We start from the raw sequence: 15,134 nt of genomic DNA, 5'->3' as shown, positions 1-15,134 counted from the left end.
GTTCTTTATACTACTGAGATGTTGAAGACTTCGGAATCAATATAGGCAACCACAGAAATATGCGAAGGGATTTCTTGCGATACAATTTCGTCTTGTAGCCAAAGATACCAACACCTGTTGAAAAGGCCATTTAGGCAACACTGATTGACCACTCCAAAAATGAGAGAGCCATGAGCCATGCTTTCGTCCGAAATGTCTTAGAAACTATACTTTCGCCTCTACTTTTTTTCCAAATCCAGAGTCAATTTTTATAAAATAGAGCGCGACAAAACTGGGGATGGTACACAGGATGACATAAATAAAGAAATGCTGGTAGCCTAAAAATTCCTGGATATATCCGCTAATCATACCTGGAATCATCATACCCAGAGCCATAAAGCCCGTTGTCAGGGCGAAGTGCGCTGTCTCGTGCTTTCCCTGACCTGCCACATACAGCATGTACAACATGTATCCAGTAAACCCGAATCCATAGCCAAACTGTTCGATGGCTATCATGGAATTAATCAGATACAGGTTGGACGGCATAGTGTAGGACATGAAGATATAGACTGTGTTAGGGACATTAATTGCCAACGCCATCCACCAGATCCATTTTTTCAGACCATGACGAGATGCCAGAATGCCACCACTAATTCCACCAATGACCAGGGCCAACAGGCCAACCGTGCCATAGGCAAAACTTTTTTCGGTGAGTGAAAGCGCCAACCCACCATTCTCCCTGGCATCCAGGAGGAAGGGTGAAGCCATTTTGGTCAGCTGAGCTTCAGAGAAGCGATAGAGCAACATGAAGGATACTGAGGCCACGATACCTTCCTTTTTGAAGAAGGAGGTGAATATCTCTATATAGGAATCTTTTTCATTAGCAGGGTCTTTTTGAATATCCCGGGCAGGTCGTGGCAACATGTATTTGTGGTAAAGGGCAAAGATGACAAATAGTCCACCGAGGAAACCTATGGATACGGACCAACCAAAGGGCACATTCCCAGCTTTTGCTTCAAATCTTGCTTCAGCTGTTTCGGTTAAATTTCCAATGACTTTGAGGGTTTGTTTCTGTGGAACATTCCAGTTTGTCGCGTCGAATTCCAAAATACCAGAAGTCACCAGGCTAATGTCCTGGCTTCCCTTCTTCTGTCCAAAACTCATAATCACATCTTCCACAGGTGGCGCGGAGAGGATAAAGAAGATGTTGGTGGAGTCGAGAGATCCACCAGGAAGTGGAACATTGATAACCTCAGGATAGATAAGAATTCTGGATTCACCATCATTGTCCGCAGGGATAATGATATCTGCCTCCGTGATCACCTCAGTGATTTCACTTGATGGTACTGAATGGATATCCACTTTAACAGTTTCAAGGCCAGTGTTGTCAATGATCAGACCTGTGATTATTCCCAGGAGTCCCAATCCAGCGATCATGGCCAGACGGTAGAAAGTTGAACGAATACCGGTGAAAAAAGCCTGGTCGTGCTCATTCAAGCCCAGGATATAAAATCCATCTGCTGCAATATCATGGGTTGCTGATGAAATTGCCATGCCCCAGAGAAAAAATATGGTCATGGGGAACCACCAGGGTAGGTGTAGTGAGAGAGAAACGGCAAAGAACATGACGGCGAGAACCAGTTGCATCCAGAATATCCAGTTGCGCTTGGTGGAATACATGTCCAAAAAAGGACTCCACAAAGGTTTAATCACCCAGGGTAAATAGAGCAGGCCGGTCCATAAAGCCAAAGTGGAGTTTGGGACACCCAGTGTTTTATACATATCACTGGCCACAAACATGACGATGATATATGGAATTCCTTCAGCAAAATAAAGGGATGGGATCCAGGTCCAGGGTGAACGAGCTTTTGTAGTCTTGTCAGTATTCATTGGGATGTCCTTCACTTTGTGATCATCTCAGACAGTATATAATGTTTAAATTCAGTAAATCAGGTATTTGGATTGAATGGCTTCGAATGCGATCAATTCGTTTTGATAACTAGCAATGATTTCCTGGGCGGTCTTTCCAGCATCCACCATCTCACGCAATCCCGATCCTCCCCATAAACGATCAGGTCCACGGGTGGATCTCCATCCAAATGCTTCGGGATAATTCTTTTTGGTTATAACCAGGAGGTGTATCAGGAAATCCACTGCTTTGAATTTATCTGGATCGGTGACAACAATATTGACCCCATTGACAACTTCGCCCTCAAAGAGCGGGTTCATAGAGACGCCGGGCATATCTACTGGTGTGTAGGAAACAGGTTCAACTGTGAAACCCTCCAACCCCGTGGCCAAAAGTTCTCGGGCCAGTAGTTTTCCATCCATGTAGGGCGCTCCGATATATTCGAAGGGAAACTCAGTCCCGCGACCCTCATTAATTCTGACACCTTCAAGTAGACAAAGACCGGGATATGTCAAGGTTTCATTGGTGTTTCGCATATTGGGTGAGGGTGGCAACCAAGTGAGGTCAGTTTGAGACCAGTACACATCTCCTGGCCACCCCTCACATTCCACGACGTGGAGCTCCAATGATTCCAGGCCAGATATCATCTTCTCACCAACAATCATGCGGGCCAGCTCTCCCATGGACAAGCCATAACGAATGGGAATTTTGTAGCGTCCCACAAAACTTTCAAAACCTTCATCGAGAACATTGCCATTTATACGACGCCCAATTGGGTTCGGACGATCCAGTATCATTACTGGAATATCGTATTTTGCACCAGCCTCAAGGACATATCCCATGGTTGAGATATAGGTATAGAAGCGAGTACCCACATCTTGAATATCAAAAATCAGAACATCAATGCCCTTCAACATTTCTGGATTCGGTTCACGTTGAGCACCGTACAGACTGTGTATCGGCACCCCCGTGTTTGAATCTACACCACCTGGAATGTCATCACCGCCTTGCTCTTTCCCCCTAAATCCATGCTCCGGAGCGAAAATTGCCTTGATGGTGATGTCACTATTGGCATGTAACAAATCAACGAGATGGGCACCCTTTTTATTCACAGCTGTATGATTGGTAACCACACCTACATGCTTCTCGAGGAGAGGTTCAAAACCCATCTTTTCCATGACATCCAGTCCTGTGTGGACTACAATTTTCTCTTGTGGGATATCTTTTTTTTCCATTTGCTGCTCTTCATGCGGTCCGGGGATATCTACTCCTGGACCCCCTTTAGGTGAAGATGCGCAGGACCACAGTCCCAGAAGGACAATTCCCAGTAGTATGGGTTTGGAATATGATTTCATTTTAGCTCCTATTTCAAGTAGGTAACACGTTGTGTATAAAACTGGGTTCCATTTTCAACCTTAAGGATATACACACCTGAGCTGGCATTTGAAGTGTTAAGACCAGCTAATATAATATGATTTGACCCGGCATGAACCTTTTGCTCAACGCGTCTGACCAATTGCCCCTTCAAAGTATAAAGGCTTAGGGTCAGGGCAGTCGCTTCAGGGATGTGTACATCAATTGCAAAGGACCCGTTAAATGGGTTGGGATAGGCCTGTGAAACTTGAAAGTGAACAGGGTACTGGGTAGGGACATCCACATGGACGGAAATCTCCAGGTAATCCAGAATTGCAGACATCACATCGGTACGAGCGCTTTCAGGATAAATGGTCTCAAATCCAAAGCCAAGATACACAATTCCACCTAAAGCTGAACTTCCACCAAAACTCCCAATGTATTGAATGCCAGCGCCTCCCAGACTTTGATAATCAGATCCATCATAGTGAAGGTTGCTCAGCGATCCAGCATATGGCTTAATGCCATCTGGATAGTCAACATCATAGGTCCCATGCAATCCGTTATCAAAGGTAACTCCTGTCATCCCTGAAAAAATGCCCTCGGATTGACCTGAAATCGCATAGGATTGGGCATCATCAGTAATGTGATCGGCTTTGAAATAATTATGATAAAAGCTTATATCACTTTCACTGCCATTTGCTTGAAGATCCCAGCCAATCTCAGAACCAGAAATAAATAATCGACCACCCTGTTCAAGATAATCTTTGATACGAGTCTGTTCTGTTGGTGAGAATGATACTGTCTGTGTGGCTTCTTCCCCACTTATCCAATCCACAATGGCATACGCCGACAGATCAATGGCATTGACTTCTACCGCATCATTACTAGCTGCGTCAAATGCTCGACCGCTGGCTTGAATTGCAGAACCATGTTGGATGATATAGTCAAAATTGTTTACAGTGCCTGATGTTCGCTCAAAACCCTGAACGATAAGCACATTTGATTCGTGTTGTATATCGACTGTGGTGGCAAGTACTTCAGAGAGCTCACTGCTTCCATAACTATTTGAATTTCTCACCCTCAGATAGACAACCTGTCCTTCCCAGAGATTGGAGACCAGGATATCCTGTGTTTCTGAACTGTCCACCAGGGTATACTCCTCACCATCTGCACTGGCAAACACTTCATACTTATCGGTAAAAAGTGATTGTGCACAATGCACGGCAACGGTGCCATTCCCCAGATTCCTGACTGTGAAATACCTGGAGGTTTGGGGTGGTGCTGTGGCACCAAATATATTGCTGAGCCCGCCCCATATTTCAGGACGCTCTCCATCATACCCCAGCGCCCAGATACCAATTCCCTTGATCTCCTGATCAACTGCATATTGATACTTTGTGGCCAGACTGAGGGAATCATCATACCAGACCTGATGTTGTTGTCCATTATTGTAATTGTACCAGGCTGCTGCTACGCCACTGTGATACTGTTTTCCATAGGCTTGGGCACTGGCCTCGGCAGCAGGATACAAAATCGATGAGCCGGTAGTATTTTCAACCACAGGTGCATTGATAACAGTGCTGGTTACCTGCCAATCTCTACCGTACCAGGGAAGCCCCAGAATGAGTTGTGAACCATCATCCCCTGTCTTTGTCAGATAGTCCTCAATCGTACGACTGATATACCAGCTTGACAGGCCACTATTTAGTGGTGAATTAGGACCTGCATGGGAACTACCGGACCAATAGTACCCATAAGCCATGATCATGAGACCATCACAATTATCAGATAGATAGTTATAGTCATAGGCATTGGACCAATCCACAGAGGGCATGGCAATGCTTACTTCAGATCCGGGAATCTGATCATGGAAAGCCTGGGTGAGATCATGAATAAAGGTGTTGAAATTGGTAGTAGCGCTTGAGGGCACAAATTCAAAATCTATATTTACCCCATCAGCATTGCCCTGTATCACCCTTGATATGAGATTGTCAATGGCAGTCTGGCGATAGGCAGGATTGCCAAGCAGGGTTCCAATACCTGCATTATCAAAATTGGTTACAGTGACAATAACCTTTACACCATGACTATGGGCCAGATCAACAAGACCATTTACGGGCCAGCCGTGGGCATTGGTAATTTCGCCATCATTTCCCATGTTCAATCCAAACCAGGCGACATGACTTAGAATATCATAGACATAGTTTTCCCAGGCGGTGCCGTTCCAATAGGGATGGTATCCAAAAACAACATGGCTGGGATCCCGTAATGCATTGCGGGGTATCAGATCTCGGGGATATCCTGTAAATCCACCTTCCTGATCGATGTCAACATTACCAAATTGAGCAACATGAGCAGCGTGGGTTTTTTCCAGCATATCCTGACTATAGAGGAATGAACTCAGGATAATAAGAACCCCGATAGCACGACGTAAATTGCTTAAGATAAGGTCACCTCAGGAATGGGTTAATTGTATAAAAGGTATGCTTTGCGCATTTCTGCAAATTTGTTTAGGTCTTCCAGCCAGCCTACCTCCATCTCCAATGGATCTTTACCGGCCTGAATGTCTTCTTTGATTTGATCATCACCCATGACCTTGTTGAACATACTCCAGCGGCCTTCATTGGCGAAGAGATCAACCTCAGGATATAACTCCTGATGAACGGCCATAATTTGCAACCCAACCAAATAGGGTTTGTAAAGTTCACGATCACTGACATAAAGTTGGACCCCACCGCAAACCTGGCCTTTAAAGCGGCCATAATAGGGTTTCACAAAGGTCGGGCGAAAGATGATGCCCCCCCCAACCCTTGCTTTCAACGCCTCAGCAAATTCGTGGGGGTTAGTTATCCAGGGTCCACCTGCAAATTCAAAGGGGATGGTTACTCCCACTCCTTCAGATAGAACATGTAATTCGCCATAAGTACCGGTTGAAATCATGGGAAGAATAGTGGATGCATCTGGCACATGGGGGGAGGTTGGAACCCATGGCAGACCAGTTTCTTCAAACCACATGTCCCGGGTCCAGCCTTCCATTTTGACGACTTCAAGATCACAATTGATCCCAAACTCGGTATTGAAGAGCAAGGCCAGCTCACCAGTAGTCATTCCATGACGATATGGGATCGGATATCGACCGACACCACTTGCAAATTTTGGTCTGAGAATGTTGCCTTCCATCTGCATCCCGTTAATAGGATTTGGGCGATCCAGAATGATGACTTTTTTTCCTTTGGCTGCAGCGGCCTTCATGATATAAGACATTGAATAGACAAAGGTATAGGATCGGATACCAATATCTTGAATATCGAAAAGGATCACATCCAGATCGGCAACCATCTCGTTAATGGCCTCTTGCCCCTGCCGATAGGTGGTGACAGCTCTGATTCCGGAACTGGGTTCAATTTCTTCACCGATGAGATCTCCCCCATTTTCAGCACCGAACAATCCGTGTTCAGGTGACATAATGAGGACCAAATTGATATATTCAGGAAGCAGTTGTACACCATGAACCAGATTTCTATCCACACAGCTTTGATTTGCCAGAAGACCATATTTCAAATTATTGTCCCAGGCGCGACTTTCAATAAAGACTTCAAGACCGGATTTGACAATATCTGATGGCAGTTGGGGCTTGATTTGAACTGGCGGCATCTCAATCATATCATGTGGTGCTACGCTCACACAGGATTGAAGAATTAGCATCAATAAGATGCCTGCAATTGTGATTCGTCTTCTAAGAGAAATGTCTGGGTGTTGCATAAGTCATACTCCGGGTTGTTGATTTAAACTAGGTTAGTTAAAAGCATTTACCAACACAAAACAAGAAGTTCTTGTCTAATTGGGTGAATCCTTAAAAAAAGCTTAGAATCTGGAGGGTCTTCTTCCAGGGTAGAAACCGGGACCAACTATTTAAGTGAAGCCAGCCTTGATCCAGGATAATAATGTTTTAGAATATCTTTGTATCCGATGTGTTCCAGGGCCATTCCCAGGGCCCCCATCTGACACAAACCAACGCCATGCCCCCAACCGACCCCTCTTAAAACCACATGATCATCCTCCCCCAGGCTTTCTGCATTCTTAATAACAAAAGCCGACGAATAGAGAAATGAGTCACTAAACATTTGGCGAATACCATATTCTGATTTCACCATTTGTTCTACCAAACCGCCGTTTTCATCTGTACCGACGAGAAATAAGTATTTGATCCGGCTACTGGGTCCACGTTCCATGATGCGTATATCATCAATGCTGGACCAGATTAGCCCAGTATATTTTTCCAAATTTTTCAGGATATCAGCTTTGGTCATGACCTGTTCCCAACGATAATAACTCCCGGAAACATCTACCTTCCCCAGCATTCCAGCCAGATTGACATTTTCAAATCTCTTTGAAGAACAATATGCCTCATCGTAGGCGTAATGTTTTTCAAAGTCATCAACAGCATACCCAGGTTTTTGCCTGGGACCATCCCACAGAGGGATGAGGTAAGGCACCTTGCCTCCCTCCCAAACGGTATCATATGCTTCTACCATTCCCCCACAATTCTTCGAGTAGCGGGCATCAATGACTTTTTCGTCATAGACCAAAACTTCACCACGGGTTTCGATGGCAGCCTTGAGTGAGTGATTCGTCAAATAACTTGTACCCTGATAGCGTTGACAGCAATCGTCATTGCAGACATCATACCCATCGGAGAGATGTTTGGCTTCGGCTAGCGCCAACGACCAACAGCGGGCTACCACAGTTTGAGCTGCCAGAAGATCTGCTGGAGCTTCTGATCCCATTTCTGAAGTTGCCACGCAGGCCACATAAGCTTCAACATCAACAAAGTTGATCACTTTAAGCGAGCCATCCTGTACGGAAATTTCGAGTTTTCCTGGTAGCTCAACTTCAATCCTCTTTTCCCAATGGAAGCCGCGACCTGCCACCACAGATTTTATATGGAATCCATAGTTTGTTGATAGAGACACAACCTGATCAGGGCAGACGAGGGTGATTGTGGATTGGGTCGAAATTGTGGGAAAATTCTTGAGGGAAATACCATCATTCGCAACAAGCAGGGAAATACTTTGAGCAGCTATTAAATCTGGAACATTTGATTCGAGCTCAAGCTCGGGAGACCAGGATATGGTAATTTCCTGGATTTGATCTTCAGGTAGAACAATTCCTACACGGATTATCTCACTGTTCAATCCACTCGAGATAGGCATCGACGGCAGCTCCTAAGGCAGGGGCATGTCTCAATTCAGAATGAATGATTAAGTCATCCCTCAGACGGTTGGTTTTGGTCAGGTATTGTGACTTCACTTCAGCTGGTAAAGCTGAGGAATGAATCATACGACCTAATTTTTCATTCACGGGGTCAAGCAGGAGTGGTGTGAATTTCTTAAACTCCCAGATATCTCCCAGGCGTTGTCCTATAACAATCCGCTCAAATACTTCACCGACATGATCGTGTTCTATTTCCAGCGTTCTGTCAGCATCCCGGAGCAGAGTTTCTGGAGCTCCCAGGGCAAGGGTCTGGATGCGATGGAATAATAACTCAGACAAGGCCTGGGCAGTACTTCCAACGATCTCAAGAGCAGCTTCTTCGCCAGCAAGTGCACGATCATAGATTTGCCAGGGGAAAATCTCAGCTTTATCTAAATCTTCCACAGTTGTTTCTGTAAGTGCAGCATAGCGGGATTGAATCCCCTTTGCAGAGAGCAAATTCTCATAACTCTCTTCCTCATTTGCCATCATCTCCCAGGTTTTTGCAATCCAGGATTTGCATGCATCAAAGGCAACATTTTTACCATTTAACAACATGGCATCTGCAATACCAGTGCCTACACCGAAATAGTAAGCCGATTTAACCCCGCGCATTCCACCATCATCTCCCCATTGTTCTCCGAGACCACAATAATCGGCATCACTACCGATAATCTGAATCGGATGGAGAGTGGAATAGCCCTCTTTTTTCAGGGTTTTCTCAAGTTTGTCCAGGAATTTTGGCATGCGTGGACCATTTGCCATGGCTGAAATGCCACGCCCATTTTTGGTTTTGAGACCTGGCAGGCCGATTCCCAGAACTATATCCTGGGTAACATTGTCTCCAAGAATGGTGCGAATGGCTTTCGAAAAACTATCGATAAATGCAGTTTCCTGAGCAGACTCAGCCTTGGTTTGCACAACACTTCCACTATTGTGCTCCTTTAGCTGGCGGGACAGGGCGATGGGCTTGAATTTAGGGCTGTATGAGTCTGAGGTGCTATAAGCCACTTCAATAAAGGGCTTCAATGCGACAAAACGCATGGGGTTAATCAGGATGTCAACTTTATGAACCAGGACTTTGGAAGCCCCGCCGTCAATTCCAATGAGCACAATTTCATCCATTTGCAACCTCGTTTATAATTTGACGTCTGTAAATAGCTTCACGACGCATTTCATCTTTAGCATTGTCATTCCGGTCAACAGTAGCACGATCAATATTGTGATCCGTGCCGCCACCGTGTCTGATCACTTTATAAATCGGATCCCATACGCGACCAATGCGATGATATTCACTCATCCGGGATACAAAATCGTAGTCCTCACCATAATTTCTAGCATAGGGCGATGTATTCATATCGAGGAAACCAATATCTCTGGCAGCCTCAATGTAGAATGATCGTGGTGCCCCTGCACCATTAATACGAAGTAAATTATTGCGACCATTTTCTTCAGTCCACTCTCCATGTGTGACCACTGGGATGGAATCCATCCGGGTGATTTCACCAGAAGCTGAATCTTTCTCCCAGACTTCATATGAACCAATAACCATGGCTATGGTATCGTCTGAAGCATAGACCTGAGTAACTTTTTCCACAGCATCTTCAATTAGCTGATCATCAGAATCTAATTGGACGTAAAATTTTCCTTTTGCTCGTCTTAAACCTGTATTCAGGCAAAGTCCGATATTATTAATATCCAAAACAACCAGATGAACAGCAGGTTTGTCTGAGGAGTATTTATTTCCACCAGGTTGATATTTCTGAACTGCAGGAATTGTTGGATCTGTTTCGCCACCATTCACGACTACTATGACTTCAATATCCTGCACCGTTTGTGCCAGAATTGATTCGATAGCTGACCCAATAAACTCAGGTCGATTGTTAACGGGAATAATAATACTGGCAGTTAATTCGTATTGTTTTTCAGCATACAGGACAGGTGAATAGTGGGCTCCCGGCGCAAGATAAGCATTTATTCTTTTAAGATGATCGGTAACAATCTGCTCAAGCTCTAACTGGGATTCTTTGCTGGCCAGGAGGTAGTCAAAAACATTTTGCTCCCCCACAGCTTTATTGATCCGATATGGAGAACCTGCATAACGATTGGCAATGTGAACCAATTCCCCCACCTCACTAAGACGCAATCGTAATTCATAGAAAAAATGCTGCTTGGTAGAATCAGCTAATGGGAGCACATCCCTCAATTTCTCAAGATTGAGTACCCAGGCCTTTCCATAGTCTGTATTGTCGCGGACTCGACCAATATGGTGATCCAATAAATGTTCATCACTGAGCTGTCCATTGTCATCAACTTCATAGTCTGCGTAAATAAGTGACCAATCATCAGATGTTTCAGCGACGAGCTCATACAATTCAACTGCAGATTGTTTGAATTCAATTTTTTCACTGCGAGCATCTATGAGGAGCAGCGATTCGCCGGAAAAGCTAAGAAGTTTTTCACTTAATGACTTGGATGTTAAATCTGCTGAGTTCACGATATCAATTCTAGAGTCGGGAAAAGTTTTCCCGTAGTCGACGAGTTCGTGGGTTTGCTCTCCACTAATCACTAATATATTCACGCTAAACTCCTTTTGCATTCTTGGACAGAAGGCATAATAAAAAGACCATCAAAATCAGGCATTTCTAAACCTTGATGCAGGCATGGAGTTAAGAAATATTTCAGCAAATTCAACCATTTTTTATGGTAGAACCGTGGAATTAGTAAAATATCTGAACAAACAGGTTAATTATTCTGAGAATATAATTTATTTTCAGAATAACTTGATCGAATTCATTGTTTCCACAGGAATTAAATGAAGAAGTCACGCATTTGAATCATGCAGCTAAACAGCCAATATTCGACTGTCAATATATCTAATAAAGGCGTCTCACTCGCGGTGAAATCGCACAGCAAATCTCGTAGGGTATGGTATCTAGTATTTTGGAAATGGCATTGACCTGAACTTTTGGATTCTCTCCGCCCATGACGACAAACATTTCACCTGTTTGTGGTTCATCTTGACCGAGGTCAATTATAATATGATCCATGGTGACTGTACCAATCACAGGATAGCTCTTTTCTTTGTAGGAGACCACTCCCCTGTTGGACAATGCCCTGGTGTAGCCGTCTGCATATCCAATACGGAGGGTACCTATATTTGTATCTACTGAAGATTGCCATTTTTCGGCATAGCTCACTGATTCACCAGCCCTAATACGAGCCACACGAATAAGGGGAGCCTTGACTGTCATGGCAGGTTTGAGGTAAGCCTGGTGATCTCCCTTGGGTGAGGTATCATAACCATAAAGACCGATACCAAGACGCAGCGCGTCAAATGGTTCCTGTCCATCGTGTAAGCTACCTGCACTATTGGCAATGTGAATCATCCCTGTAAATCCATTGCCATGCAATTTTTCAACCAGTTTCTTGAAATCACTGTTTTGCCGGTCATAAACCAATTCTGAGGCTGTATCTGACGACGAGAAATGGCTATACACGCCTTCTATCTGCAAATTGGACCCAGCATCCCCAAAAAGGTCTAAAACTTCCTCGAAAGTGAGACCTAGCCGGTTCATGCCAGTATTAACATTCAGGTGAACCCTGATACTACCCATGGAACTATTAGACAATGCCCTGGCATCATCCATTGATCCCACGCTAAGGATTGCATTCTCTGGTACAGACGCAAGCTCCGTTGGAAATACTCTACTGAAAATTAAAATGGATATTTCATGAAATTCTGCAGCCAGTTCCTGAGCTTCTTCCAGTGTGGCAACGGCAAAAGTATTAACACCCCGGGTGGCATGCAGATGATGTGCGATTGCCAACGCTCCATGCCCATAAGCATTCGCCTTCACGACAGGGATGACATGTCCTGGAATTGCTCTTTTTTGGAAATAGCTAAAATTTTTAGTGATGGCATCAAGAGATACTTGACAGATGGCTTCCATGAGTTCATTCTCCCAATCAAAAAAGGGCGTGAATTAACACGCCCTTTTTCTAATTGATGTATAGCAAAGAGTTCTAGTTGACGGAGTCTTTCAAACCTTTACCAGCTTTAAAACGAGGAACGTTCATTGCAGGAACATTGATCGGTTCACCTGTACGAGGGTTACGAGCAACTCTGGCTGCACGAGCTGATACATCGAAAGTACCGAAGCCAACTAAAGCAATTTTGTTACCGGCTTTTAGTGAATCTGTAACAGCGCCTGTAAATGCACCAAGTGCTTTTTCAGCCTGTACTTTAGAGATTCCTGAGTCATCGGCAATCTTTGCAATCAATTCTGCTTTGTTCATAGTGTGTCCTCCTTGTTTTTTGTATTAATAAATATTATCGGTTCTGTTGACTTGAGCATGTCCTGCACGGAATCGCTCAAGTGGGCGTAAACCCTTACCCACCTTAGGATAACGTCAAAAAGGTAAGGGGTCTTTTTTGAAAGTCAAGCAGTTATTCAACATTATTATTGAAACCATTTTTTAGGAGAAATAGCTTCATTTCGTCAAAACTGGAAAATATTTCTGTCGTACATCCCACGATCCAGGAGGACACTTTTTCCAGAGGCATACCCAGCACGAGGTAGACTGGCATCTTGTGCTCATAAGCCAGCGTCAACTCCCCGTGTGTCCCGCCTCCCTGGATTACATGCTCATCCCACAGACAGATCACTGCATCACATTTTTCCAGGAGTTGCTCCAAATCTCGATCAATTATTTTTTTTATAACAGGCCTAAAACGTTTAATATCAACACTTTTCCACTGTCTGAAATTGTTCTTTTCTTCTGCAGTTAGAAAGTCCTGCTCATGTTGAGAAGGATCAAACACATCGATGCTAAATTCACTATCGAGAAATTTGGTTATTTCGGCCCGCCACGCTTTTCCATCATCAGGAGCAGCTTCAATCGCCCCTGCCAGATAGATTTTCAACTATCGCCATCCAGGTGGAAAAACGTTGCTGCAAACCAGACAAGGAAGGCAGTCTCAATCAAACAGATGAGTAAGAATCCATAATCTATCATGCCATTAAGAAAGGCAATATCAAGACCGGCCATCCAATTGTAGGGAGGCAAGTAGAAGGCGATTTCAGGGTATTTCTCCATAGGCGCCCCCTTGGTAAGGAACAACCCGCTGATCATCATGATGGGTAGAAGCCCGATATAAAGCAGCTTACTCAAGCTATCAACATGCTGTGCAAGGAGACCAATAATCTTACTCAGAGCGACAATTTGAAGTGCTCCTAAGAGAATGAACACAATGCTCGCCTGGAAATTAATTGAAGCAAAAGACATCTCGGTCACAAAAGCCAGAATACCCCAAACCACTGCAAGATGCGTGAATCCTTTCACCAGACTAATCACTCCCTGGGCAATAAAAAATGAGGGTTGTCTATGAAAGCGACCCATCTCGTAGAGACTGGCCATACCATTACTTCTCTGAGTTTCCCAGTAAAACCTTGCTGTCGTTTCATATATCGTAATCAATAGCGTCAGCAGCAGTGAATCCAAAACCAGGGCTGGCATGACGATATCCATCTCTGCTTTTGATAAAAGTGATTTATATGGCAAAAAGAACATGAAAAAGAATATCAAGCCAGTGAGCACAGGCATGACACCCATGGTGGTAAATTGACGTTTATAAATGGTCAATTCTCGGTGCCAGAGGGCAGCAAATACGTTATTCATGCATGGCCTCCACCTTAATCATCCGTTTAAATATATCGGATAAGGCAGGCAAACGAGGAGTTGCCTCTACTACCCTCTCGTGAAAGAGAGCCGTAATCTTCTCTGGGGGAATATCTACTTCTGTAATGATTTCATAGTGATTTCCCTGAACTGTGTAGGAGACCACATGGGGTGACGCATCGAGAATGTTAAAATCCCTTTCATGGGTTTCTGATAAAATGAGATCGAGGATTCGATTTTCTCGTTCTGTCTCTTTTAATTCCTTCAGGGTCCCATCAGCAACCAGGCGTCCTTGATCCAGAATGGAGATTCTATCTGCAAGACGCTCAACCTGGTCGATATTGCTGGAGACCATCACAGTGGTAAATCTCAGTTTTTGTTCACGGAGAAAGGCTTCCATGAGTTCTTTACAGCCCTGATCCAGGGAAGCAGTGGGCTCATCCAGGAGCAGAATGGATGGGTTGTGCAGGACAGCCCGAATAAATTCCATTTTCCTGCGAGTACCGAAGCTCACTTCTCTGGGAAAGGCATGCAGGCTATTGGCAACTTCAAAACGTCGCACAAATCCAGAGATACGATTTATCAGATCTGCCTGAGCAATTCCATGCAACTTACCGTGCAGGGTCAGGTTCTCCATCAGGGTAAGCGATTGTTCAAAACGACTGTCCTGAGACATATAACCTATCTGATGACGGATTTGATTTTGTCTGGCACCCAGATTTAAGCCGTTGATATAACCCGAACCCAAAGTAGGTGAACATAGCGTGGCTATGACTCTTAACAGGGTTGATTTGCCTGAACCTGTAGTCCCAATCAGGGCGTGGATATGCCCTTTTTCAACACCCAGGGTTACATTATTTAAAGCTGCCTTATCATCATATTTCTTGATGATATTTCTCAGCGTGATTGAAACGGCCATATCAGCCTGTTCTCCCTAGAAAAACGTTCTAATTAT

12 protein-coding genes are annotated in these 15,134 nt (G+C 44.4%); all 12 read right to left on the bottom strand.

The window, feature by feature from the left end; all coding sequences use genetic code 11:
- Positions 1-204 precede the first annotated feature (204 nt).
- On the bottom strand, positions 205-1,761 hold the full coding sequence (locus ISR87_01810) for an MFS transporter (protein MBL7024164.1): 1,557 nt from the start codon (positions 1,759-1,761) through the stop codon (positions 205-207).
- Between the two features lie 159 nt (positions 1,762-1,920).
- On the bottom strand, positions 1,921-3,243 hold the full coding sequence (locus ISR87_01805; protein MBL7024163.1) for a DUF1343 domain-containing protein: 1,323 nt from the start codon (positions 3,241-3,243) through the stop codon (positions 1,921-1,923).
- A gap of 8 nt (positions 3,244-3,251) precedes the next feature.
- A complete protein-coding gene (locus ISR87_01800; protein MBL7024162.1) occupies positions 3,252-5,621 on the bottom strand; it encodes a T9SS type A sorting domain-containing protein in 2,370 nt (789 codons plus the stop codon).
- Between the two features lie 89 nt (positions 5,622-5,710).
- Positions 5,711-7,006 (bottom strand): DUF1343 domain-containing protein, encoded by a 1,296-nt coding sequence (locus tag ISR87_01795; GenBank protein MBL7024161.1) that lies wholly within the window; start codon positions 7,004-7,006, stop codon positions 5,711-5,713.
- A gap of 146 nt (positions 7,007-7,152) precedes the next feature.
- Positions 7,153-8,457, bottom strand: a complete 1,305-nt coding sequence (locus ISR87_01790; protein ID MBL7024160.1) for a SpoIID/LytB domain-containing protein — start codon at positions 8,455-8,457, stop codon at positions 7,153-7,155.
- Positions 8,429-9,622, bottom strand: coding sequence for an ROK family protein (locus ISR87_01785; GenBank protein ID MBL7024159.1), 1,194 nt, complete (start codon positions 9,620-9,622; stop codon positions 8,429-8,431). The genes ISR87_01790 and ISR87_01785 overlap by 29 nt, the downstream gene beginning before the upstream one ends.
- Complete coding sequence (locus tag ISR87_01780; GenBank protein MBL7024158.1) at positions 9,615-11,078, bottom strand: glycosyltransferase family 2 protein; 1,464 nt, start codon at positions 11,076-11,078, stop codon at positions 9,615-9,617. The genes ISR87_01785 and ISR87_01780 overlap by 8 nt, the downstream gene beginning before the upstream one ends.
- Before the next feature lie 295 nt (positions 11,079-11,373).
- A complete protein-coding gene (gene alr, locus ISR87_01775; GenBank protein MBL7024157.1) occupies positions 11,374-12,450 on the bottom strand; it encodes an alanine racemase in 1,077 nt (358 codons plus the stop codon).
- 73 nt (positions 12,451-12,523) lie between these two features.
- Positions 12,524-12,796: an HU family DNA-binding protein gene (locus ISR87_01770; protein MBL7024156.1), complete on the bottom strand. Its 273-nt coding sequence runs from the start codon at positions 12,794-12,796 to the stop codon at positions 12,524-12,526.
- Positions 12,797-12,947: 151 nt separating this feature from the next.
- Positions 12,948-13,424 carry a hypothetical protein gene (locus ISR87_01765; GenBank protein ID MBL7024155.1) on the bottom strand — a complete coding sequence of 159 codons (477 nt, stop codon included), beginning with the start codon at positions 13,422-13,424 and terminating at the stop codon, positions 12,948-12,950.
- The gene (locus tag ISR87_01760; GenBank protein ID MBL7024154.1) at positions 13,421-14,179 is read right to left on the bottom strand and encodes a hypothetical protein; all 759 of its coding nucleotides are present in this window, start codon (positions 14,177-14,179) and stop codon (positions 13,421-13,423) included. Before ISR87_01760 ends, ISR87_01765 begins: the two co-directional genes overlap by 4 nt.
- Complete coding sequence (locus ISR87_01755; protein MBL7024153.1) at positions 14,172-15,098, bottom strand: ABC transporter ATP-binding protein; 927 nt, start codon at positions 15,096-15,098, stop codon at positions 14,172-14,174. The genes ISR87_01760 and ISR87_01755 overlap by 8 nt, the downstream gene beginning before the upstream one ends.
- Positions 15,099-15,134 lie beyond the last annotated feature (36 nt).

It is taken from the genome of Candidatus Neomarinimicrobiota bacterium (assembly GCA_016784545.1).
Taxonomy (GTDB): Bacteria; Fidelibacterota; UBA8477; order UBA8477; family JABMPR01; genus JABMPR01.
The sequence above is the reverse complement of the archived record's forward strand: the minus strand, read 5'-3'. Positions and strand labels throughout refer to the sequence as shown.

Coding starts and splice junctions, on each gene's coding strand:
- ISR87_01805 (MBL7024163.1), bottom strand. CDS start 3,243: ATGAAATCATATTCCAAACCCATACTACTGGGAATTGTCCTTCTGGGA.
- ISR87_01785 (MBL7024159.1), bottom strand. CDS start 9,622: ATGGATGAAATTGTGCTCATTGGAATTGACGGCGGGGCTTCCAAAGTC.
- ISR87_01790 (MBL7024160.1), bottom strand. CDS start 8,457: ATGCCTATCTCGAGTGGATTGAACAGTGAGATAATCCGTGTAGGAATT.
- ISR87_01760 (MBL7024154.1), bottom strand. CDS start 14,179: ATGAATAACGTATTTGCTGCCCTCTGGCACCGAGAATTGACCATTTAT.
- ISR87_01770 (MBL7024156.1), bottom strand. CDS start 12,796: ATGAACAAAGCAGAATTGATTGCAAAGATTGCCGATGACTCAGGAATC.
- alr (MBL7024157.1), bottom strand. CDS start 12,450: ATGGAAGCCATCTGTCAAGTATCTCTTGATGCCATCACTAAAAATTTT.
- ISR87_01755 (MBL7024153.1), bottom strand. CDS start 15,098: ATGGCCGTTTCAATCACGCTGAGAAATATCATCAAGAAATATGATGAT.
- ISR87_01800 (MBL7024162.1), bottom strand. CDS start 5,621: ATGCTGGAAAAAACCCACGCTGCTCATGTTGCTCAATTTGGTAATGTT.
- ISR87_01810 (MBL7024164.1), bottom strand. CDS start 1,761: ATGTATAAAACACTGGGTGTCCCAAACTCCACTTTGGCTTTATGGACC.
- ISR87_01795 (MBL7024161.1), bottom strand. CDS start 7,006: ATGCAACACCCAGACATTTCTCTTAGAAGACGAATCACAATTGCAGGC.